This is a genomic window from Thioclava sp., assembly GCF_048263065.1.
Lineage (GTDB): Bacteria > Pseudomonadota > Alphaproteobacteria > Rhodobacterales > Rhodobacteraceae > Thioclava.
In genome coordinates this window covers 23222-45402 of sequence record NZ_JBLXEM010000015.1, presented here as the reverse complement: position 1 = coordinate 45402, position 22181 = coordinate 23222, and the positions used below count along the sequence as shown (strand labels likewise).

The window sequence follows — 22181 nt, the reverse complement described above, 5'->3', positions numbered from 1 at the left end:
GGACAACCCGTTTACAGATTCATATACACCCCTCGTGTTCCGGCGTAGCTCAGCGGTAGAGCAGTTGACTGTTAATCAATTGGTCGTAGGTTCGATCCCTACCGCCGGAGCCAATTTCTTCAGACTACATTGAAATCATTGGATTTTCTCCTTCGGGAGTCGATGCTCACTGATGAGGTGCACATTTCGGTGCACATGGCAGTGCACAAACACGTGCACAAGGACGTCTCGCCATGGCTCAGAGTCGCACCTCCCAACTCCATCTTGAACATCGTCCCTCGGGCTTCTACTGGCGCCGTAGGCTGCCCATTCGAAACGGAATCGACCTTCTGACGAAAAAGCGTTTCCGCGTCTTTTCACTCCGTACCACGTCATTGCGAGACGCGGAGACCCTTGCTGCCCGGTTGACCCGGATCAGTGATCAGATCTTCGCCGCCATGACGGAGAAGACGATGCCAATCGCAGCCGATATCGCAGACCGCTTGCTTACCGATCTCGCACGTTTCGAGCTCGAATGCTTTGAGCGTACCCGTGCGGTGGCGCCGCAACGTTCGGCAGAGGCAGCCGCCTTTGAGTTGCAACGCGAAGCCGCTTTGCAGGAGACGTTGCGTCAGGCGATCTTGTTGCGGGACCGCGAAATATGCCGCCAACCCTTGCGCCACGTTGCTGCCGAACTTGGCATTGAGCTTGACGAGGAAGATCCGGATTGGCTGAGCCTCGCGATCCGAGCAATGCATGTGCTTATCGACATCAGCGAAGAACGTGTCCGCCGCGATCAGGGGATTTATGATGGCCCAAGCCCAATTTTCCGGTCCGCCATGGCACAGATGCGCGGCGAGGCCGCCGTTCGCCGTCCAGCGGGTGCTGTGCCACAAAACGGCACGGTTACAATCGACCCACAATTGGCTTCAGGGCTTTTCGCGGCCGGCCGCAGCCCTGCTTCCGCGACCGAACCCGCGCCTACACCGACATCCCTTCGCCCAGCGCCACCGCTCTACGAAAACAAAGCAGCACCGGTAGCGGCTGTCAAAAACGGCGCTTCGACAGGTGACCTGCGGGTTGCCTCAGTAGTTCAGTCGGAAGAGGACCAACGTACAGCCGCAGCCGCCGCTGAAGAGGCTGTGCTGGCAGCACGGATTGCTGCGCGACCCCCAAAGATCACCGTCAACCCTGAGTACTTGCACGAAAATGCCAGAAGAATACTTGGTAAGCAGCGCGGCATAACTCTTAAGGAAGCCTTCGAGCTTTATGTCTCAGTCAAAACTGCCGGATATGGAGAGAACTTCTGCAAGCGTCAAAAGCGCCACAAAGAGGCAGGGGTGAGTTGGGTCAAATCGAGTGGCTCAAAGCTGGACGTTGCGAGCCGCCTCTGGATCGATCTATTGGGTGACCAACCCTTTGAGAGTATCTCTGAAACTGCTGTGGAAGATGCGCTGGATACGATTTGGCGCGTCCCCCGCGATCATGGTAAAACCGAAGAGTTGAAGGCGACAGACGGATATCGAGAGTTGATCGAACGGGTTGATGCGCGCGAGATTGAGTGCGCCGCGGCGCGGAGTATGCAGGTGTCGCAAAATCCAGGTCATACCAATGCTGACTTAGAGGCTGCACAGCACAGTGCAACCGTGCCGCGATTGCGTGTCGATACCTACCTTAAGCATTGCCGCGTTCCCAATGCGATCGGCAAGATGTTGCATGCGATGCAACTGATTGACACTAACCCCTTCGAGATTTGCTCTTGGACCGCGGCGGAAGTGGACAAATTGAAGCGTTCCCAGGACTGCCGGGCGCGCACAAGCTGGGATGATCGGATCAACACGCTCTTCGCCTCGTCGGTATATCAGGGTGAAACCAAGGAGCCAGGCGAACCCTTGTTCTGGGCCCCGTTAATCGCACGCCACCAAGGATTGCGTATGGAAGAATGCCTGCAGCTGGGGCCTAAAGATTTTGGCAGTGAGAGCGGGATCGCTTACATGACGATCCGTAACATTGAAGGAAACAGCGTCAAATCGGAGGCAGGCGAACGGAGGATGCCGATACACCCGAACCTCATTGAGCTGGGAATTCTGCAGCTTGTTAACCTGCGCCGTCAGCAGTCTCAGTCGCGACTGTTTCCAGAGCTCACGCGTGGGGCCACCAAGAAGACCTTTACGGAGAATTTTACCAAGGCCTTCGGCTATTACAGGAAGTCACAGGACTGCTACTGGCGCGGCTTGGATTTCCACGCCTTCCGGACGACGTTCCATGGTGATCTATTAAACCAAGACCGATCGGATGCGATCCGCCGGCGATTGATGGGGCACGCGCCGCAAGATGAGGGCGAAAAAGCCTATGCTCAGGGCTTGAAAATGGCGCCGCTGCTGGAGCGTCTAAGGGAAGTCGATGTCGATATTTCCATGATCGTCAGCCCCTTTGAGGTGCCTCGCTCGACGACACAAATGGCTGACAGGCCAGGGAGATATTTGAGGGCCGTATAGAAGCTATGGCTGACAGCCAGCGCCTCCCTCCGTTTGGCCTACCTATCACGACATGATATCTGAGTTCAGCGACAGAACCCGCACCATGAGGTATCTTGCACCCCGTCGCATAGGGGGGTCGCAATGGAGGGGCCATGACAGACTTTGAGATCATCGAACGCTCTCGCCTCAGTGGCCCAGGTTTGCGGGCATTTGCCAAGATTGCCGATCTCTGGGGGCTGGATGAGGCGCAGAGGATTGCCACTCTCGGTGGTCCAGATCAATCAACCTATTGTAACTGGGTAATACGGGCCAGCGCACTCGATGCGGTGACACTTCCACAGGATACATTGATCCGGATCTCCGCTACGTTGGGCATCTACAAGGCTCTGCAATGCCTGTTTAGCGACCATGCCCAGGCGCTCGAGTGGTTGCAGTCTTCACATCGAGGAGCGTCCTTCCAAGGCAACAGTCCCTTGGATCTTATCGTCCACGGCGGACAGGATGGGATGATGAAAGTCCGACGCTATCTTGATGGATGGTGCGAGGGGCGCGTCGGCCAAGGGGTGCCCGAGGACAGCTTTGTACCTGTAACTGAAGAGGACATAACTTTCGAGTAGCTCGCGAACAGGGAGGGACCATGTCTACCTTTGACATCCCTGTCTCGATTGCTTCGATCGCTGCGGCGGGCGTTTTGGTTGCTTGGATGCGCCATATGAGGGTTTACGAACCCTGGACGATGCGCGGCGGAAACTGGCCCTCTGGCGCTACGACTACAACACCGTCAGGCCACACTCATCGCTCGGAAACCAAACGCCAAAGCAAGCGCGGCAGGCGCTTGAGCAATTTGAGGGCTCCACGCCCGCCGCGTTTGCTCACCCGGAACCCCGAACTATCAAAACCAAACCTGCAGACTCTCGTTATGGATGAGGGACCAGTGGGGGGGCAAGTCAAGGGGAGTGGCTGGCTTTCAAACCAAGCGACGGCCTCGTCGTAGCCTCCCGGCTTGACCAAAGCAATGATCTGCTCAGCAATGTCCTGCTCCTTACACACCATACGGGGCCTCCGAGATGAAGCGGTGCAGCCGTTCAGGAATTCGCTGCCGACTTGGGCCACCAATCCGGACCAGGTCGATCGCATAGATGATCGCGACGCTGACCCAGGCGACTTCAGAGACAGACAAAATGATCCCAACAGTGCTCCTAATTAAGCCTGTAGCATGGATTGGCCCCACATGGTGCCGCAGCAAAAAGTTTGTCCCACGTTCTGATATGACCATGGAGGCTCTCATCCCACTGATTGCGAACGTCTTTCACGCGCGCCCCATAAGTCGAGCGCTACATTGTATTGACAACTATAAGTTACGCCCCCAAGCTGTTTTAAATAGTTTGTTAAATTAAGAGATAAAGCGCACAGAATGGCCGGCGCAGCACCTATTTAGCCAGTCCTGGGCCAAGCAAATTGGACGGCAAAAAACATTAAGGATGTAGTAATTGCAACAGGTTGCACTGAGGCTTGCTGCACAGTCAGCCCAAAACAAGCTTAGAACCATCGATTTCCAAGTAATGCGGTCACAGCTGATTGCAGGTGCGTCTCCATTCCTTGGGCTCGCCTTGGACGCTGAAAATCTGCCCGACGTTAAACGCTCATTTCACACGCTCTCTGACTGGAAGCTTGAGATCTTGATGCGCAAGTTTCGCTTCGCAGCAAGTTGGGCAATCTGCGCCACTCTTTCTGAGCATTATGGCGAAGAAGGCAGCTCTAAAGTGTGGCCTCATGTTGAAAATCTTTTGGGAAGGTCAATGGATGCTCAAGAAGCCCGAAAGGTAGTAACTTCCACATTTTTGTCCGCATGTCGGAAACTTGGTCTCGCATCGGATGGATTTGACCGTTCGGTGCAGGCTTTTCAGGTTCACGCAGGTGTCTCACGCTCACAGCTGAAGCATTTAGCGCGGGTGTTCATTGCGCAAGAGCGCTCAATTGGTCTTCCGGACCAAGAGGATATCGTACTGTTAAATCGCTGGGAAGATGACGCCCTCCATTTCTTGGATGCGGGCGTTCATGTGCTGCAGCGTCCAATTCTCATGGATCACTCAGCTTGGATGGCGTCGGCTTACGTAGATTGGCGTCGGGACCAGAATGCGTTGCTGGAGAGATCAAGTTATTTGAAATGCTTTGGTGAACAACTTCAAAACGTGTTCATCGGCTCAGGAGGAGCTGCGACCAGGATCGCGCCCGTCCCCCGACTTGTCTGGGAAGACGGTCGTCCGCAGTTGTCGATCCCAGGGCAACAGCAACGCTACAAGCTTCTTCTTGACGGTAAATTGCACAGAGTACGTGCCGGGCGCCTTTGGCCGCTGCCGTTCCCTCTTCCTGCAGAAGTTTCTTGGGAAGGAGATAGTCCAGGCTGCATACGTTTATTCCAGACGTCAGAGTTTGTTGTTTTTGACAGCAATACTGGCCGCCAAGTCGATTTGACAACTCGCGTCATCGAAGGTGAAACACGGCTGAGCGGCGTAGTCGCGACTGCTACCGTGGTTTCGAAGGAGAGCTTTGCGGTAGATTGCAAGCTAAGCCGGGAAACGATGCCGGAACTTTACTGCGCCGACATAGACCTTCGTTCAGGCAAGGTAATGCTGGCAAGAGGATCCAAGCATTGGATGCTCAGCGGCGTGCGCCGACCGCAAATCTCGATATATGGCCAACCGATTGCCAGGGGCCTTGGTGGTCCGGCCCTTTGGGGGCCGGAGGCAGAGGTAGAGCTTGATTTCGGCTCGAGTGAATTGCTCGCCGGACACATAGACGGAAAGCGGCGCCTCGCCTTCCTTCGTATCGAGGCACTTGGTAAAACCACAGATATGCCAGTCGAAGCAGACGGACGTGGCATTGCGACAGTAAGTGTCGCCGAGATCGCCCAAGCCGCAGACTTGCCTGCTGATGCGGACCCGGAAGCGCTTTCGCTTACGCTCCTCCGCACGAGCGCGGATTCAAGCGAACGGATTTTGACCCGTTTCAAGCGAAAGCTGATTGTTTGGCTCGGCTTCCGTGCACTGGAGGGTGTGCTTATCCGTTCAGAGAAAGCGCCCAAGAATTTCATTGAGGCTGATGCTCGACATGCCACGCGTGATGACGCTGGCCTCCTGTGTCTTGAGCGTGGAGGGGGTTATGTAGAGGGGCGCCTCGCCTTCCGCATTGGCGGACATGTAAAACTTTTCACCGTTCGGCCGAAACTCCTGTCAGCCGCTCTGGAGCGCGTTGATGGGACTGTGTCACCATGGAAGCTCGGCAGTGTGATCATCAAAGGATCAGCGACTAAAAGCGATGCTCTCGTGCTGTCATCGCCCGACAAGCGAGCGAGCCTGAAAGTTGGTTCGCGAACCATCCCTGACCCATTTCGAAATGGACCAACCTACGCAATTTCTATCGCCGTGCTGGACGGAGGAGACATTGTGCACCTTTCGGAGACCGGTGCGCCTACCTTGATTGCAACGGTGCAGAGCGCATCGATGCCGTCGAACCTTTCGATCCGGACTTGGGCAGGGGGCACCCGGATTTCTCTCGATATGCCCTTCAGTGTCGGCGGAATCATGGTCGGGCTCCAATCGGAAACGGGTGAACATGATCAAAGCGAAGTGAGCTTCGACCATTTGCTTGCGGCCGAGCCATGCCGGTCCTGGCTTCGAAGCTCGGAAGCAGACCGGAAATCGGTAACGTTGAAGATCGACGGAACCCTCTTGCGGGGGCTTAGTCTAATTACTCTTAAGATTCGTCCTCTTGGGGAAGACAACTGGTTACAACTAAGCAACCCGAGAGACGACTTATACGCTTTTCCGCTCATTGGCAGTGTGATGGCCGAACCGAGCGCATCTGCTCTTTACAACCTCGAGGTTTGGCTCTCGAGATGCTACGCGCCTGATGTCTGGGACAAAGGTCTTGGGAATGCGTTGCAACAAAGATGGTCAACGCTGGTTCATGCTGTCAGCGCGTTGCCGGGGGGCACAGAACGGCTCCTCTTGCTGTCTATGCGCGACGATGAGCCCGATTGGTTACCAATGCTTCACGTCCTTCAAGAGATACCAACGCTGTTCTCTGCCTCTGCAATTAAGTTTCACGCCTTCTCCAATTCCAACGGCGCTGACCGCGTCTTAAGGGTGATCGCCGATGCCTGCTCGCGCAGGCTGCGTGAATTGGATATCAACCCCATGGCAATGCTTGCTTTTCCGAATGCAAAGCGACCAGATATGGCTGGACAGAAGCTTCGCAACTTTCGCCCCAGCAGCTTACCGGTGATTTTCTCAACCTTGCCAGAGAAGCCGACTGAATGGTTGGCAAAGGATGCGCTGGGGCCTGACCATGCTTGGACCGGCCTGGACCTCCTGCGCGACCGTATCGAAACTCATGAGGTGCTCGGAGCCGGCGAGGCGGAGGCACGAATGTCGCTTCGGAGCGCGAACTTAAATCGGGCGGCCGTCGCATTGAGAGATCCTAATTTGTCAAATCTCTGCGTGAGCACAGAAGATGAGAGCGACACGTCTGTTCGCCTTATTGAACAGGCTCTTGTGGCTTTTGCTGTCCGGAGCCGTGAGGGCCCCGCAGCTGTCGAAGGCATAATTATGCGTGCGTCGCAAAAAACGGGACAGAGCAAACGCGAAGTTCTTGCTTCGGTAGGAGAAATGATCCGGCTGGGCAGAGAGATTTTCATGTTCCATCTGATTGCCGCTGAAATCGAACAAAGGAGTAGACCATGAAGGACCATGTCTGTGGAGACTTCAGCGGATCAGAATTGGACCCGCTTCATTTTCGAAATACGCTTGAGAACCGCCTTCGTAGTTTTACAACCGCCGCGGCTGCTGTATCGCCAGTTATCGCGCCCGCGCTTGGAAAAGAAATCAGCAAAATGATTGAGGGAGAGACCCTGATAAGGGGTCCCTTCGTGGAGAGCTTGCCAGATTTCGAAAAAGGCGATTCAATCGAACAGTTGGTTTCCAACGGCGTGTTATCAGATCAGTGGGCAGGGATGTTAAAAAATGCCCCAGACCTCTGGAAACGGCCACTCCATCGTCACCAACAAGCTGCTATTGGCCGAGACGAAAATTATATCGTCGCCACCGGTACAGGTTCAGGTAAGACGGAGTCCTTTCTTTTCCCCTTGATCGATGACCTCATGCGTAATGGCGTCGGTAAGCCAGGGATTAAAGCCATTCTGGTCTACCCTCTAAACGCGCTTGCAACCGATCAGATGTTCCGGATTGCGCGTCTGCTCTTCAACGAGCTGGGAGACCCAGGAATTACTTTGGGGCGCTTTACCGGACAGACCACTCCCGGTGCCAGCCGGGCGGAGATCGAGCGCGAAATCTTATCGTCACCGAGCTTTGAGGACGCATTTCCCGACGCGACCAGAGCACCGTCTAATTGGCTATTGTCTCGATCCGAAATGCTTGAGACACCTCCAGATATTCTTATCACAAACTACGCGATGCTCGAGCACGTGCTGCTGCTACCGCGAAATCGGGCGTTGCTCCAAAAGGCTGACCTCCGCTGGCTTGTTCTTGATGAATTGCACACATATGCCGGCGCCCAGGCGATCGAAGTCGCCTTCTTGCTTCGCAAACTAAAAGCAAACTTGGGCATGCCTACTGGGACGCTGCGATGTGTGGGGACCTCTGCAAGCTTAGATCCTGAACGGAAGGACGATTTGTCGAAGTTTGCGTCGGATCTCTTCAATGAACCGTTTGGGGCCGGTGATGCAGCGGTTATTACCGGTGAACGCGAACTTCATCCGAGACTGCGTGAGGACAAAACCAGCCATTCGCTCGCCCCAGAGGACTGGGTTTCGCTCGGCGACGGGCTCGCGCGCTTGCGCAGCGAGGGTGCCCTCTTGCCTGAAGAAGAGCGCTTTCATGTCGAAAATTGGAACGATGTGCTGGGGGCTCTTTTACCGCTCACGGGAAAAGATTTTGGCGAAGCGCTGCTCACCGCACTTTCGAGCCTGAAAGAGGTGCGTCAGGTTGCCATGGTGCTGCACCATAAGACCCACGGCCTGATGCTACTTGACCGCTTGGCAAGGGAAATTTTTGGCGACGCAGACCAAGAATTAGCCGAACGTGCCTTGATCGCGCTCGTCAATGTTTCCGTGCTCGCGGTCCCGCGGCAAGGGGGAGGGTTTCCTCTCCTCCCGGCTCGCTACCATATTGCGGCGACGACAATTGAAGGAGCATTGGTTGAGCTCTCGGCGGATGCGCCAGAAAGATGGAGCAGGGTGCGCGCGGGAAAGGTGGGGCGCGACGCGACCGACGACGCCCCGCCTGCCTTTCCGCTCCTCGTGTGCAGAAGTTGTGGTGAACCTTACATTGAGGCTTGGGATGATGGGCGACGACTGGCCGCTCTCCCGCCCCGGAACAACAACGGTGAACGGACCGTGCTCCGATTGATTGGCGCGAGTCCCGCAGCCTTGGACGAGGAAGAGATCGAAGACGAAGAAGCAGACTTCGTACATCTGGATCCAAAAACGGGCTCAATCGAAGACAGCCCGGGCGAGGATATTATCTCGTTACAAGTCGCTGAATGTGTGGCTGACGACCATGACCGGAAGAAATACGTAAAAGCCTGCTTGGCGTGTGGAGAGAAAAAGGGCGCTTTTGCTGAACCTTTGACCTCGATTTATGCAGGTGATGAATCCACTTCGGCAATGGCAACGCAGACGCTGTTGGAAGCACTGCCAGCAAAACCAGACTCCGACGCGCCGATGCGGGGACGTTCGCTTCTTGCTTTCTCCGACAACCGCCAGGATGCTGCGTTCTTCGCGCCTTTTCTGGAGCGAATTTCGAGAGTAGAGGCCATCCGCGGCGCAATTATCGATGCGGTTCGGACTGAGGCGGGTTTGTCTATCACCAACCTCTCCGCAGAAGCGAGCGCACGTCTCAGAAAGCACCGTTTTCGAATTTTTGACAGAGGTGATCAATCGGCGCCGCTGTCTGGTTCAGAGTTGAAGGACCGGATGACGGCACTTGTAACCGCAGAGATCACGCTGGGTGGGCGTGGGCGAGATTCGCTCGAAGCTTACGGCCTGCTTTCAGTCGAGCACGATGGGCTGGATAAAATTGAGCGTCGTGTGGCCCTCGCGTTAGAAGAGGGGGGGAGGCAGCACCTAAGCGGCCACGTCTCAGGCGTCATCGGTCTGATTTTGATGATGATGCGGCAGAGCCGGGCAATCTCCGATCTGGATGGGCGACTGGATCTTGGTGACGAAGCTATTTGGGGGCGAGGACTGGGGTCAGAACGTATCTCATGGGAACTTCGAAAAGAAAGCAACGCATCGCGGATCCGACGTGTCCTGCCGACGAGGCCGCGCGACAGAACCCGGTTGATCTGGGTGTTGTGTGATCGGCTCGGGTTGTCGCGAGAAGACGCGAACCATGTTGCTGAAGCCTGTTGGGAGGAGATGGTTCGCCCGCGTGTTGGTGTTCTCAAAAAGGGAAGCTTGGCGATGGTCATCGACCTCGACAAGATCAAACTCGGAGAGACCTCTGAACGGTATCGGTGCAATTCTTGTGGTCGGATTGCGCCCTTTGACCTGGGCGGCGTCTGTCTTGCAAACAGATGTGAAGGGGCAGTGTTCAAGCTACCACCGCTTGGAAATGACGCCGACGTCACCCGAAATTTCTACGTGGCGCGATGGCTCACCCAGCCGGGTGCTGCTATTGCCAGGGAGCATACCGCGGCGATCGGGACTGGGCTTCGAAACGAAATTGAAGGCAAGTTTCGAACTGGCGATATCAATGTCCTCAGCTGCACCACGACAATGGAAATGGGCGTTGATCTGGGTGACCTCGAAGCCGTAATCTGTAGAAATGTTCCGCCTGGTATCGCAAATTACCAGCAGCGTGCCGGGCGCGCTGGGCGGCGCGCACAGGTTGCGCCTATCGCGCTTACAATCGCCAGGGGTAGTCGATACGATCAGGCCTCGTTCCGACGCTTCGACGACTATCTGAAGGCCTTGCCGAACGTTCCATATATTAACCTTGAGAACCCTCGCTTCTTCCATCGCCATCAGGTGTCTTGCGTTCTCGCCGGGTGGTTTTCCAGGCGATTGGCTACCAGTTCGCGTTCGGGCTCCCCAAGACTTCGTGACGTGCTGGGCGAGCGCCTTGATGGCGCTACCCACAAGAGCCTGTTGGAAGATTTCACCATTTGGCTGCAAACGGAAGAGGGAAAGCAGTCGTTGGAGATTGCGCAGGCCATGGCCGCCGGCCTGCCGCACGGCGTCGCGCTCCATGGTGTGGAGCTCATCAAACATGTTAAAGATGAGGCCTTGTCGAGGTGGCTGGACGACGTGTGTGGCCGTTGGCAAATAATCGATGATCGCGCTCAAAGATCTGAGGAGGATGCGGCCTCTGCGGAAACCGAGGATGAAAAGCAGAAAGCGAACGGGCGTGTATATCGGGCGGGCAGAGAGAAGCAGCTCTTTCTTGATCGTCTTCTGACCGAGAGCCTTTCAAGGCTCGGCGTAATCCCGACCTACAGTTTCCCGGTGAGCTCATTAAGCTTGGAGGTTGTTCGGGATCGGGGGCATGGACGCGGAAGTGATGATATCGAACTTGCACGCGACGCATCCCTCGCGATCTCCGAGTTCGCGCCGGGGGCGGAAACCATCGCGGCGGGCAGAGTCTGGACCAGTACCGGCATCTCGCGACGCAGTTCGCATAGCGCAAACGACGTCTGGATGGACGAAGGTCGCCTTCAGATTTGCCGTTATTGTCGAAATGTAGAGCGCCTGCCAAAAGAAGGGGAAACCCTTCCGGCTTGCCCGTCCTGCGAAGGAAGTTTGGAACCACCGCGACGGTTCGTAGAACCGGTCGGCTTTTTGACCAGCTATAAAGACCGCGCGGGCGGCGAGCCGGGGTCATCCAGATTGCGGCCGCGTGCGGTGGATGAAGCCCGATTGCTCACGCAAGCTCCATCCAGTCTCATGAGAGCCACCGATGTCCGCGATGTGAGTACGTTTTTTGCCTCGGCTATTGGCAACGCGGATTGCCCCGAGGGCCAGATGATCGTCGTCAACCGCGGTCCAAACGGCACAGGCTACATGCGCTGCCCAAGGTGCGAACATGCCGAGCCGGCGCCAAAAAGCTACTTTGGGTTTTCGCCGCTGGCCACTAAGCATCATGATCCCCGGACTGGAGAGCAGTGCCCGGTCCAAGAACTCAAAGGCTCGACGGACCTCGCCCATACTTATTCGACGGATATTAGGCTCATACGGATCGCCGTCTCAATCGATCCTCCAAAATCATCGGTAGATGAGCGTGCTTGGCAGGAAGACGTGCTGCGCGGTGCAGCGGAGGCAATCAGACTGGCCGCCGCAGACATGCTTGGAACCGATCCACGAGACCTGCGGGCGACATTCGAATTGGCCCCCGCAGGAGGCTTCGACATTGTATTGGCTGATGCTACGCCGGGAGGTGCTGGATACGCTCGACGGCTGGTCGAAGAGAGTCGGTTTTCCGCCCGTCTGCTTCTTCTTGAAGCGATCAATAAACTCGATTGCGAAAAAGCCTGTCAAACGACCTGCGTCCACTGCCTCAATGACTATTCTAATCAAATCTGGTGGGACCGCATGGACCGGCATCTTTCGCGCACCTGGCTGGAAAAAGTAGTCGTACGATCGGTCGCACGGCCGAAGCACGTCCCTGAAAATGCGGTTCCCTGCATGGCGCCAATGGGCATCGCTCTTGGACCATTGCTAAAAGGACACAAACAGGTTGTTGCCACTGGACCTTCTGTTTGGGGCGCAGAGGTGCCCGAACAATCTCTGGGTAGTGCCCGCGCGCTCCGCGATTGGCTGGAAGATGATCGCGATCGGCGATTGTGGTTGGTAGTTCCAGAACACGATGAGAACAGCCCCACGGGGATAGACCGGCAGATCGCTGAAATGCTGAAGCCCTTAGAAGGCGCAGGCCGTCTTGTCTTTGTCAGATTGGACAAAAGCAAGCTCCAAGGATCACCGCGGCTCACGATGTTCGGCGGAATGATGAACGAAGAGCTTTTCGACGATCAGCCCGTGCAGAACCTCATGTCCGGGTTGGGTAATGGGATCTGCTTCCGGCGACACGGCGTCGACGCTGTAAAGGATTTGTGGATTGCTAAGCATGTCCAAGAGGTCAGCAAAGCTCCTCCGTCAAGGGTGTTCGAAAGGTTGCTTGATCGCCTCGTGGTCCATCGTTTCCAAGCCGGAAAGCCTCGGGATATCGCGACTGTATTTCAGGAGATCAGCGGACAAACGGTTTCACTCACGATCCAAGATCCCTGGCTTGGCGCACAACATCGCAACCGGGAAAAACTCGGTGAGTTCCTTCGTGCGCTGCGGCAGGCAGGTGTCTCTATCGCGTCTTTGAAACTGACCTGGAACCCTCGGAACGGTACCGATAGTCAGCAAGTCCAAAATGAAGGATTGCGCAGCCTATCGGAACCGCACGTATCTGGCGAAATCTCTTTGCGACCATGGGAACCCAGGCGCGGTCAGCATTTTCATGATCGGATTGTCCATATCCAAAACGAAGCCGGCGGATTGGGTTGGCGTGTTGATGTAACTTCAGGGATCGATAATCTGATGTCACATCAGAAGGAATGCAATCTGTTTATCGAAAAACTATGAGCCCGTGTTTCATCGCAGGTCATTCCGTTGCCCGTTCCCCGAAGAGAGCCTAAAGTGCAATTTATCTATCTAACGTTGCCGGGGTATAGACACTGCTGAAGATCTACGGCTCACAGCTGCCGACAAGGGGCTGCGGGTCCATTCATGCAAGAGTTCAGCGTGTTCCGGGGTTGGCTTAGAGGCGCACACCCCGGACGCCCGCGTACGGGTACAGGAAGTAATGAGTTTTGGAATTCTTCGACAATTTTAGGAAACTTTGGTTTCCAAGCGCTGAAACCAAGGCACATTTAGCCAAAATCGGTGATGTTTACACCGCCACCCTGGAAACGAAAAAACAGGTTTTGCTCGAGTATAAAACCGAACAAAAGGCCACAGAGATGGCACTTCGCGAGGTGGAGATTGCTTTCCGAAGTAAGTTTATTCGACTGAGCAGCTTAGAGAATTGCTTCAAAAACAAGCAAGGTCTCCATGACGGACTTGCCAAGCTGATCTCTGAAAGCAAATCTATGCAGTCAGACCTTGATTCAGCATATCGTAAGCTGAAAAAAAACAAGAATTCCAAAGCAGATTTCTATGATTGGTCAAATCGTCAGAAGTCCGTGTGGAATGGTTTTAGCGGGCGTGGAGGTCGCAGGATCAGAGGTGACCTAAACCCGATGAGCATCTTTAACAAGTATTCACGGGGGGATCTGGACAGATATAAAGCCAATATAAAATCCGCGGGGGCGACGATTGGCCGGATTAAGTCGGAGCGGGCCTCTATCTCGTCAAAAATTGCTTCAGTAAAATCGGATATTAGCGAAGCAAAGCGGCTCTGCGCATATGTCAAAACCTCGGAAGGCAAGAAAGAGAAAAATGACCTTAGGCAAACGATCGTCTCCCTGACCGATCAAATTTCCCAGCTGCAGTCGGTTTCGAACGCTCAGAAAGCTAAGGTTGAGGAGCAAAATATGTCAATAAAATTAACGAAAACACGATGGAGAGACGAAGCAAGAAAGATCAAGCTGTCTCAGTAATATAAGAATACGCCGAAAAACGAAGTCTGAGGGTTAATCAGGGTGGCGCGAGTACTGACTTGTCCCGGCTGTTTCCCAGCCGGGACCTCCGGTTCAATCAGCTGCAAGGCTGGCCGCAAGATCGGTCAGACGCGCGCCGAAAAATCGGATTGCGTTGTCCAAATCTCGGCAGCTTACGTCTGGCTCGCATAGAGGTTGCTCGATGGTCGTAGGCAGGTTTTCCAACACCGTAATCAAATCAACTAACGCGGCGCGGACATCATTCAGATGAGGCTCCGGTGACCAAAGAGTGTCTAACAGTCCCTGGGCAGTCCGAACTGCCGATGGCCCTGCGGCGGATTTCAGGATCTGGAGCAGATCTGAACCATCACGCCGCGCGAAGCTCTGGACAGCTTTTAGGCCCGACAACGCGCGTGGACCGTGGTTGGCAGTTGGAATGAGGATGCTATTCTGCATCTCGTTCTCCTTGCGATCGAGCCCCAGCAAAGGCCGGGCTTGGATAACTCGTCGCTCAAGTCACCGGCTGGAAGCCGGTGTATGACCTCTGAATGGGGCCAGTTCTCCTACTTGTTGATTTAGCTATAAGGGAAGTTCAGATAGAGGTTGGTGTGGGTCGGCACCTCGGACTGAGGCTGCAACTACTCTTTATTATAGAAAAGTCAGCTGGCGCCATTTTCCGTCTGCCATAACGTACGCATTATTGATTTGAGATAGCTGTAAGTTTTCTAACCGCATCCGTAATGGCACAAATGTCGCCTGTAAGGCCGGCAGCCAGTTTGCCGTCTTGGGGCAAATCCAGAACAGTTTGAATCCTTTCGAAACTTTTTATCATCTGGCGGTTTGACGTGAACCCGGCCGACACGCCTTCAATCAGGTAGAATGCCTCGGTTCGGGCTTTAGGGTCGCCCAGCAACCCGATCATTTTGGGTAGGCAATGGTCGTAGTTGGCGAAAGAAATTAGGGGGTGTTCGCAGGTCGTGTTAGTTCGGTGGGCGCCGCTGTCTCTGCGCGACCGTCGTGCAGTCGGCCAAAGGCGGCTTGGCCGACTGAGGGCAGTGCAGGCGGCGCGGCCTGGATCGCTCCACCCCTGAGTATTGTGCCGGCTATACCGGAATGTTAGCACCAATACCGTGTACATACCGGCTTGTGCATTCGACCGACACGATCTGCGAACACTCCCCCCAAATTACGTGCGGCTCGCGCGATAGGCGTCCCTTCTGGGGCAACACGGTTGTTTGTTGATGGATCGAGCATTTGTTATGAACCTTCAAAAAGCTTCTCCAGAGCGGTAGCGTCAAGGCGCTCGATTTCCTCCTTTCAAAGAGCGGGGTAGGGCGCACGGTTCAGCAGCTTCGATCCGGTGCGCTGAAGGTGAAATGATCGGGTCTGTCTGTCTGTTTTTTCGCTCGATTGGTGTTGAGGCTTGGTTCCACGTAGGAAACCGAGCCTCAACACCGAGCCGAGCCTCATTCTCACGCTTTTTTACCCCTCCGTGACAGCGGCCGCATCGAGCAGATTTTCCATCATGTCCTGCCCTCGGTTCATTCTGGCCCGCGCGACGGCCTGGCCCTGGTAGTAGACGGCAGATCTCAGATCCATTTGCGCATTAACTGCCAGCGCTGCAGTCATACCTTTCTGGCCCAGCCGTCCCAATTCCATATGCACCCGCGACCACGAAATATGAGCCCCGGTACCCATATGTTCGGCCCAGACCTTCGACGGCTGGCCGGCAGCGAGCCTCCTACCAGTGGTGGCGCGAAACAGAGGCAGCTCTTCTGCAAGGGTTTTAACGCGCATGTTCTCAAGATAGACAGGATCTACCCCCTGGAATACCACCGCATCCAGAAACAGCGTGAGCCGCGCGTGCAGACGTCCTGGCGCGCCACTTCCGCTTTTCGAGTGATAGCACCGAGCTGAGACTGCGAAGTTTTCTCGATCGGCGCATCACGCGGTAAGCCAAGTTCAGCCGGCCGCGGCTAAGAGTTCTAATCAAGCTCACTTACTCATAGCTATCTAAGTCTAAAACCTCAGACAGTACCTCGCAGACGTCATCTTGGTCTACGTCGACTCCGACGCGCTTGGCGAACTCGATGGCGCTCTCGAGATCGAACGGACCGATTAAAATTGGCCCCTTATTCAGTGCTGATAACAGCGCTGCATATGTTTGATAGCCCAGTCCGCGCGCCACGAACTCCACCCTGTGCGAGGGGCGCATTTCCGGAAGTTGCAGTGCGACGCAACGCTTCAGCCGGTTAATTGCAGTCTTATCGAGCAGTCTCATCAGCTTCATTGATATCCTCCTGGGGGGGCAAGCGAGCGAACCGTGGCAGTCCTGTTGGATATGGTCCCCTTCTGGAGCCGACGGAAATCATAGGCTGTGTGGAACGGGAGACGCCGCCGGCGATCCGTCATCAAAAGCGGCGCGTCACGACCGCCAGCGTTTTTTGGATGGCCCTGCCGATCGCGCATCGATAATCTTGCGCGCATCCTGCCAGGCCGCCTCTGCTGCTGTGCCCAAGCACACTGCCCGATAAGACTTACCAGCCTCCCGCGTCCGGTGCCCGAGATGCGTCGCAATGACATCTGCGGCATGCGTCGGGTCGTGTCGCCGCATGTAGTCCGCAGCGAGCGTCCTCAGGTCTTGAGATGGCACGCCGATCGCCGCCTTTGTAAGCTCGGTCGGAAGGTTGCGGTACGGCGCATCCTGCTCCAGCGTAAGCCAGTTTTTCCCATGCAGTTCCAGATATCGGTGGTGGATCAGGCGATCCGGACGACCGCCGAGTATCCATTCATCGAGGATCTCACAGATTTCAGGCTGGATAGCGCCCGACTCCGTCGCGCCTCCTGTCTTCTCCTGCTCCCATTCGGCGCGCCATGTGCCGTCGGTTTCACGGACAAGCTGCTCGCCAAGCCGCCAGACGACGGCATCGCCCTTGCGGGGCGGCTTGTCGAGGATGACTGCGCAGACGACGGCCTGCTGCATGCAGCGGCGTCGGGCGGCACTGTGCGCCGGCAGGTCATGCGCACGTTCTCGTAATACTCCGATCTTTTGCGCGACATGGGCGAAGCCTCCCCGCTCCATGAGGCTCGACAACCTTTCATACTTGTTCTTCTCCCCCAGCGTGGCCTCATCACGAAGCTCGCGCAGGACGACCCGCATGGCGGTCAAGCTCGCTTCTGCAACTCCACCTCCGGTGCCCAATGCGATCAGACCTTCGATGTAGTTGGCCGCCGTGACGGGCTTCACACGTCGATCCTTGTCGGGATGAAAGACGAACGCCTCCGACAGATCGCAGGCCGCAATGAACCCGAACTGCGCAGACGCGAGGTTTTCGGCGACGACGGTGGCGCATCGGTCTATGCTCGCGAGATAGCGTTTCCGGGTGCTGTTCTTGATTCGTGCAGCATCGAGTCCCGGCTTCATGAGCAGCCAGGCTTCAGGCCACGCAGCTGCAACAGTTTTTTCCACAGGCGGTGCGGTTGTTGCGGCTGACTTGGATCGCCGCGCATACCATTCATCGCTGACGAGCTTCGCGGGTGCTGTGGACACGTGCGGCGCGTAAACCGAAAGCGCTCGGAGCAGGCATCGGAATGACGACTCCGAGGCAGCTGCATCTCGATACGCATCAGCCGCGGGCATTGACAGATTATCCTTCCGCGCGCGCACAGCGGACCAGAAACGGCCCATGACATGGGCCGCGCCCGGTGCCAGACTTGGCGCGTCATCAATCATCGCGCGACGGACGGCTGCTGGCGCATCCCTCAGAATGACGCCGAGATCGGTTCTCATCTCATGTTCTCCTCTTCATGAGTGCATAGATGTTTGGGTGGCGCGCGAGCAGGGCTTCGCGAACGGCTACGGCTGCCGCTTCGCCGCTGTCTTTTCCGTAATGGCGGCGCGCGACCTGCTCCGTATTTGCGAGGACGGAGGCCACGCTTGCGAAATCGCCGGGCCTGACGGCAAGCATCAGCGTCGCAATCGCGTGGCGGCACTGATGTGGCGTCATGCCAAGACCGAGCTGGCGGTCCCCGAGGTCCCACAGATCCATGATCGCGGCCACGGACATGCAGCCCCGCGGAAGATTTAGCGCGGACTTGCGCAACCGCGGAAAAGCGGTTCCCGGAAACAGGTAGGGCGAGGATTCGATACCGCGAAGCTCCATGAGCTTCGGCCGATCGACCCGTTCCCATTGCCACAACACTCGGGCGTCTTCGCCGTGCACATTGACAATCACGGTCTCTCCGTTCTTGACCTCTCCGCCAGTAAAGCGGATTTCGGCATGCTCCCCGTCGACAATCCAGGTCAGGTTCCGCGGGGAATCCTTCTCGGCTTTGTGACGGGTCATGAACAGGTTGGCCGGTCGCAGGGGCCTGCTCACTTGAATGGCGTAGGCGGCGGCACAGGCGGAAAGCCGCAGCCCGCGTTCGTGCGCGGACGCGTTCGATGCGGTCTTGAGCACATTTGCCGAGATCGTAGCAAGCCGCCCGGGTGCGTTCACGAACGCGGCCGCCAGATCGGGCGACTTCCGCAGCCGGTTGCAAATGGCTTCGGCATCCGTTGTCATCTCGATCGGCGACAGCACGTAATCTTCGTAAAACATGCGGACAAGCCGGATCCGGGCGAGGATCTCCTCGTCGCGGAGCCCGTGGCGCGCGACCGTCGCGAGATTGGTGAAGCGCGACCATAGAGTCGAACTTTCGTCGGCATTCTTCAGTGTGACCGATGCGGCGGACCGCGCAATTTGGGCAGTGCAGGCTGCCTCCAGTGCATCGGCCGTGAACAGATCGCGCAGCGTGCCGAGCCCCTTGAACCCCGTCTCCGGACAGTAGCCCTCTCGCAGCAGCCATGTCGACGCCTGCCGGTAGCCAGCGAGCGCATTCTCCGTATTTTTCGGCAAACGCTTTTTCTTGCCGACGCGCTCGGCGACCTCCGCGTCGACTTCGACGGCGGACCGGCCCTGGCGCATCTGTTCCCTGGCCCAGGTTCTCATGTCGGACGGCAGACGCAGAGTCTGGCGAAATACCTCTTCTGCATCCGCGCGGAACCCTTCGGGCAGCGACTTCCAGGGAATGCGGCGCGCCCGGTCGGAGGCGGCCGGCACGACGAAATCCTGACGCGGCAAGAGATCGGCAAGCTCGGGCCAGCGGTTATGCCCGCGCCGCAGCTCCGCAACGCGACCCGCAAATTTCCGCAAAGACTTTCGACCCTCTGACGTTGCGTCGTGCCAGAGCCGGTCGAACTCCGCCTGGTCGAGGTCCGACAGGGCAAGGCGAGCCCGCGCCCGGACCAGGAGAAACGGCCTGTGGGTGCCGGTGGTGAAAAGCGCGCCGCTGTCGACGAACCCCTCGTTCTCGACGATGAACCCGATGGCCTTGTCGTAGCTCGCGCGGGCGCCGATGTCCGGGCTGACATGTCCGCGCGCCGCAAGAAATCGCTGTAGAGCGGAGCGGACGCGGGAATTCCCGCGCTTGCGCGCCGTGTCGAGATTCTTCGAGCGGGAGACGGCCCCATAGGCGGATACGGCGATCACCTTCTCGAAGTAACCGAGGTCAGCCGGAACGAGATCCAATTCCTCTTCGGTCAGGTCGAGCCGCGCGGCGACCTTCTCGATCTCATAGACGGTGTCGCGGCTCTCGTCGGTCTCCCTCGCCCAGTCCAGAAAGTCCGGGAACATCGGGGCGGCGGCGTTGGTCAGTGTTCTGTCGTGTCTCATCTTTTCGATCTCCAGGGTTGGGGCCTCTCGGGCCGCCTTCACGCGGAAAGGCGGCTCGTGCGGCCCAGGCCAAGGACCCCAGCTGGTCCCTTATGAAGATCGCGCCCGGCGGGGCTTTTCGCACAGTCTGTCGCAATTTTACCGCGTTTCGCAGGATCGCCCCCAAACATAACCCCGATAAATGTTTGGGGACGTCTGTGCGACGGACAGGATCCTCCGGCTCGTGTCGCAAAGAAGCCTGTGGCTACTGTGCGAAGGTCGGGCAGCGTCATATCCACCACTCTTGGGGAAGGTCGACGCCCCGCAGTTTCAGCCAATCGGTAACATCATGTGGATTGCAGCGAACAACTCCGAAGACGTTTCGCGTCGGCAGCCCGTCATCGATCCACCTATCGACCGTGCGCACGCTGACGCGGAGCGCTCCAGCGATGGCCTTCTTGCACAACAAATCATCTTGGTAACGCGCGATTTGCGCACGTTTCGGCATCGGCCCGTCCTCGCAGGCCCAGACGTCCGGCCAGGCCAGACGGTAATTCCTGCCAATGCGGATAGCATCAATATTACCCGTCCGGATTTTGCGCCGGACTGTGTCAGGCCTCAGACCAAAGTAATTGGCAACATCTTCAACTGAAAGCATTTTTTCCTCCTCATGCTGTTCATGAGAAGGAATTAGTCCCTCCGCAACTGCTACCAAAACGCCGGAAGTCATGACCAAAGGTGCCAGGTCTCAAATAGAAACAACAATCGAGAAGCGGCACCTTTGCTGGTGTGACATAGATCACGCAGTCGTGATAAAAGACGTTTTTGCGCGACAGCGCCTGCGCCCAGATTCTCCGGAATGGAGAATGTAAATGAAACAGGACACACATCTCAAGAGTGCGTTCCAGGTGCCACACTGGATCACGCCATCAAATGCCAGAGTGCGTCTCAATCGGGAAATCGATGACTTCGTGAGCAGGGCCGCCGCCGTAGCAGCGCCAGGCGCTGCACTTGCGCATAAGGTGACAGCCGGTCTCGGCAAGACAGCGACGACTCTGCGCGCGATCGCGCGCCATGGTGAGGCCCTTGTGGGACAAGGGCATGTACTGTTCTACGTGCCGACACTCGAGCTTGCAGAACGGGCATGTGAGGATTTCCGGAGGCTCGCATCGGGTCTTCCCTGCCGCGTGGTCCGCGGTCGCGACGCCCTGCGCCCGGATGACCGCAAGAAAGCGATGTGCGAGCGCGCCGAGTTGGCGAAGGCGGTCGCTGGCTTTGTTCCCTCTGTAACACAGGCGCTCTGTTCGTCATGTCGCCCTGTGCCGCTCAATGTCCTATCTTCAGCAGAAGGACGTCAAAGGTCCGCATATCGTGTTCTTGTCGCACAACTACCTGACCGTCGAACCTCCCGTTGACCGAGAGTGGCCGGTCGCTCTTCGCGTGGTCGACGTGAAGGTCTGGCCGACCCTGACCCGGACATCTCACCTCTCGATCAACGATCTCATGCGTGCTCCTCCGGCTTCCTATCCGGGGCGTCTTCACGACGTGCTCAACCTGGCCAAGGCCAGCCTCGTCGATGGCTTGCGATCTTCCGCTCCACGATCATCTCCGGAGTTCCGGGATCGATACTGCGCAGTTCCAGGAGCTCGCAAAAGAAGAAGGTCGGTTGCGGAACCACCTCGACATTAGGCCTTGGCAATCCTCCGAAGCGCTCACATTCCAAATGACGACGTTCGATACGAAATCCTTCATCGCCTCCCGGCGGCGGCAACGCGTATGCGAACGCCTGTCCGACAAGGAGGCGGGACACTGTGTCGGCCTGAAGTTGTCCGAGGTAAAGACCGCGCATGGCGTCGAGAATTTGATCCAGTCCTCCCGGATCGAAGACATCGATCGCGATTGACCGTTGCTCCTTTTGGACGCCGTTGCCGATCCTGGCATCACCCAACGTCTCGCGTCTGGAGCAGCGTTCGTTTCGATTCAGTCGCCTCCGATTGCCGACATCGTTCTGGTCTCCGACCGGACTCTGTCAAACAGTCGGCTGCTCCATCCGGAGGACGGAGAGCGCAGACGCGCCGCGGTGCTGACGATCCTCGCGCGAGAGGTCAAAAGAGCCGCCGGAGGTGGCGTCATGGTTGTCGCAACTAAGGCCGTCCTCGTGGCGCTTCATAGCGATGTGGGTGGTCGTCATCGAGAAAAGTCTCGCCAATCGAGAAATAGGGCCGTTCGCCATCAATCGGAGGGGCCCCTTTAAGAAGGCGTAGGGAAAATAACTCTGGGTGGCGCTTTGCGGCAATTTGCGGTGGTTGAATATGTTACCAAACATTGACTGCGTCATTGAATCCTGTTGCAACTTAACCGCACT

Annotated in this window: 15 protein-coding genes, 1 tRNA gene and 1 pseudogene; 9 read left to right on the top strand and 8 right to left on the bottom strand. The window is 56.8% G+C overall.

Annotated elements, in window-relative coordinates; translation table 11 throughout:
- Positions 1–38: 38 nt before the first annotated feature.
- The 7 genes and pseudogenes from ACN0SD_RS15425 to ACN0SD_RS15395 all read left to right on the top strand — a co-directional run bounded on the left by ACN0SD_RS15425 (position 39) and on the right by ACN0SD_RS15395 (position 14123).
- Positions 39–113: transfer RNA gene (locus tag ACN0SD_RS15425), tRNA-Asn, on the top strand.
- A gap of 120 nt (positions 114–233) precedes the next feature.
- The gene (locus ACN0SD_RS15420; RefSeq protein WP_417809120.1) at positions 234–2477 is read left to right on the top strand and encodes a DUF6538 domain-containing protein; all 2244 of its coding nucleotides are present in this window, start codon (positions 234–236) and stop codon (positions 2475–2477) included.
- Positions 2478–2611: 134 nt separating this feature from the next.
- Positions 2612–3076, top strand: a complete 465-nt coding sequence (locus ACN0SD_RS15415; RefSeq protein ID WP_417809119.1) for an antitoxin Xre/MbcA/ParS toxin-binding domain-containing protein — start codon at positions 2612–2614, stop codon at positions 3074–3076.
- A 109-nt stretch (positions 3077–3185) separates the two neighbouring features.
- Positions 3186–3379 (top strand): annotated as a pseudogene (locus tag ACN0SD_RS15410) (integrase core domain-containing protein); the annotation flags it as partial.
- Positions 3380–3949: 570 nt separating this feature from the next.
- On the top strand, positions 3950–7204 hold the full coding sequence (locus ACN0SD_RS15405) for a hypothetical protein (RefSeq protein WP_417809118.1): 3255 nt from the start codon (positions 3950–3952) through the stop codon (positions 7202–7204).
- Entirely contained in the window at positions 7201–13107 is a 5907-nt protein-coding gene (locus ACN0SD_RS15400) for a DEAD/DEAH box helicase (protein WP_417809117.1), read from the top strand. Before ACN0SD_RS15405 ends, ACN0SD_RS15400 begins: the two co-directional genes overlap by 4 nt.
- A 227-nt stretch (positions 13108–13334) precedes the next feature.
- Entirely contained in the window at positions 13335–14123 is a 789-nt protein-coding gene (locus tag ACN0SD_RS15395; RefSeq protein WP_417809116.1) for a hypothetical protein, read from the top strand.
- A gap of 93 nt (positions 14124–14216) precedes the next feature.
- Here ACN0SD_RS15395 and ACN0SD_RS15390 read toward each other — a convergent pair whose 3' ends face one another.
- From ACN0SD_RS15390 to ACN0SD_RS15360, 7 genes are all read right to left on the bottom strand, one after another.
- The gene (locus ACN0SD_RS15390; protein WP_417809115.1) at positions 14217–14579 is read right to left on the bottom strand and encodes a hypothetical protein; all 363 of its coding nucleotides are present in this window, start codon (positions 14577–14579) and stop codon (positions 14217–14219) included.
- A gap of 241 nt (positions 14580–14820) precedes the next feature.
- Positions 14821–15045: a hypothetical protein gene (locus ACN0SD_RS15385; protein WP_417809114.1), complete on the bottom strand. Its 225-nt coding sequence runs from the start codon at positions 15043–15045 to the stop codon at positions 14821–14823.
- A gap of 560 nt (positions 15046–15605) precedes the next feature.
- Positions 15606–15920, bottom strand: a complete 315-nt coding sequence (locus ACN0SD_RS15380) for a hypothetical protein (protein ID WP_417809113.1) — start codon at positions 15918–15920, stop codon at positions 15606–15608.
- Positions 15921–16122: 202 nt separating this feature from the next.
- Positions 16123–16413 (bottom strand): hypothetical protein, encoded by a 291-nt coding sequence (locus ACN0SD_RS15375; RefSeq protein WP_417809112.1) that lies wholly within the window; start codon positions 16411–16413, stop codon positions 16123–16125.
- Positions 16414–16548: 135 nt separating this feature from the next.
- Positions 16549–17913 carry a hypothetical protein gene (locus tag ACN0SD_RS15370; RefSeq protein WP_417809111.1) on the bottom strand — a complete coding sequence of 455 codons (1365 nt, stop codon included), beginning with the start codon at positions 17911–17913 and terminating at the stop codon, positions 16549–16551.
- Position 17914: 1 nt separating this feature from the next.
- Positions 17915–19837 carry a site-specific integrase gene (locus ACN0SD_RS15365; protein WP_417809110.1) on the bottom strand — a complete coding sequence of 641 codons (1923 nt, stop codon included), beginning with the start codon at positions 19835–19837 and terminating at the stop codon, positions 17915–17917.
- Positions 19838–20105: 268 nt separating this feature from the next.
- Positions 20106–20474 (bottom strand): helix-turn-helix domain-containing protein, encoded by a 369-nt coding sequence (locus ACN0SD_RS15360; RefSeq protein ID WP_417809109.1) that lies wholly within the window; start codon positions 20472–20474, stop codon positions 20106–20108.
- A 214-nt stretch (positions 20475–20688) separates the two neighbouring features.
- Here ACN0SD_RS15360 and ACN0SD_RS15355 point away from each other — a divergent pair, with 214 nt between their 5' ends.
- Positions 20689–21231, top strand: coding sequence for a DEAD/DEAH box helicase family protein (locus ACN0SD_RS15355; RefSeq protein ID WP_417809108.1), 543 nt, complete (start codon positions 20689–20691; stop codon positions 21229–21231).
- A 308-nt stretch (positions 21232–21539) separates the two neighbouring features.
- Entirely contained in the window at positions 21540–21719 is a 180-nt protein-coding gene (locus tag ACN0SD_RS15350; RefSeq protein WP_417809107.1) for a hypothetical protein, read from the top strand.
- 126 nt (positions 21720–21845) lie between these two features.
- Here the strand turns inward: ACN0SD_RS15350 and ACN0SD_RS15345 are convergent, their stop codons facing one another.
- On the bottom strand, positions 21846–22154 hold the full coding sequence (locus tag ACN0SD_RS15345) for a hypothetical protein (protein WP_417809106.1): 309 nt from the start codon (positions 22152–22154) through the stop codon (positions 21846–21848).
- Positions 22155–22181 lie beyond the last annotated feature (27 nt).

Coding starts and splice junctions, on each gene's coding strand:
- ACN0SD_RS15420 (WP_417809120.1), top strand. CDS start 234: ATGGCTCAGAGTCGCACCTCCCAACTCCATCTTGAACATCGTCCCTCG.
- ACN0SD_RS15415 (WP_417809119.1), top strand. CDS start 2,612: ATGACAGACTTTGAGATCATCGAACGCTCTCGCCTCAGTGGCCCAGGT.
- ACN0SD_RS15400 (WP_417809117.1), top strand. CDS start 7,201: ATGAAGGACCATGTCTGTGGAGACTTCAGCGGATCAGAATTGGACCCG.
- ACN0SD_RS15390 (WP_417809115.1), bottom strand. CDS start 14,579: ATGCAGAATAGCATCCTCATTCCAACTGCCAACCACGGTCCACGCGCG.
- ACN0SD_RS15385 (WP_417809114.1), bottom strand. CDS start 15,045: ATGATCGGGTTGCTGGGCGACCCTAAAGCCCGAACCGAGGCATTCTAC.
- ACN0SD_RS15380 (WP_417809113.1), bottom strand. CDS start 15,920: ATGCGCGTTAAAACCCTTGCAGAAGAGCTGCCTCTGTTTCGCGCCACC.
- ACN0SD_RS15375 (WP_417809112.1), bottom strand. CDS start 16,413: ATGAAGCTGATGAGACTGCTCGATAAGACTGCAATTAACCGGCTGAAG.
- ACN0SD_RS15370 (WP_417809111.1), bottom strand. CDS start 17,913: ATGAGAACCGATCTCGGCGTCATTCTGAGGGATGCGCCAGCAGCCGTC.
- ACN0SD_RS15365 (WP_417809110.1), bottom strand. CDS start 19,837: ATGAGACACGACAGAACACTGACCAACGCCGCCGCCCCGATGTTCCCG.
- ACN0SD_RS15360 (WP_417809109.1), bottom strand. CDS start 20,474: ATGCTTTCAGTTGAAGATGTTGCCAATTACTTTGGTCTGAGGCCTGAC.
- ACN0SD_RS15355 (WP_417809108.1), top strand. CDS start 20,689: ATGAAACAGGACACACATCTCAAGAGTGCGTTCCAGGTGCCACACTGG.
- ACN0SD_RS15350 (WP_417809107.1), top strand. CDS start 21,540: ATGACGACGTTCGATACGAAATCCTTCATCGCCTCCCGGCGGCGGCAA.
- ACN0SD_RS15345 (WP_417809106.1), bottom strand. CDS start 22,154: ATGACGCAGTCAATGTTTGGTAACATATTCAACCACCGCAAATTGCCG.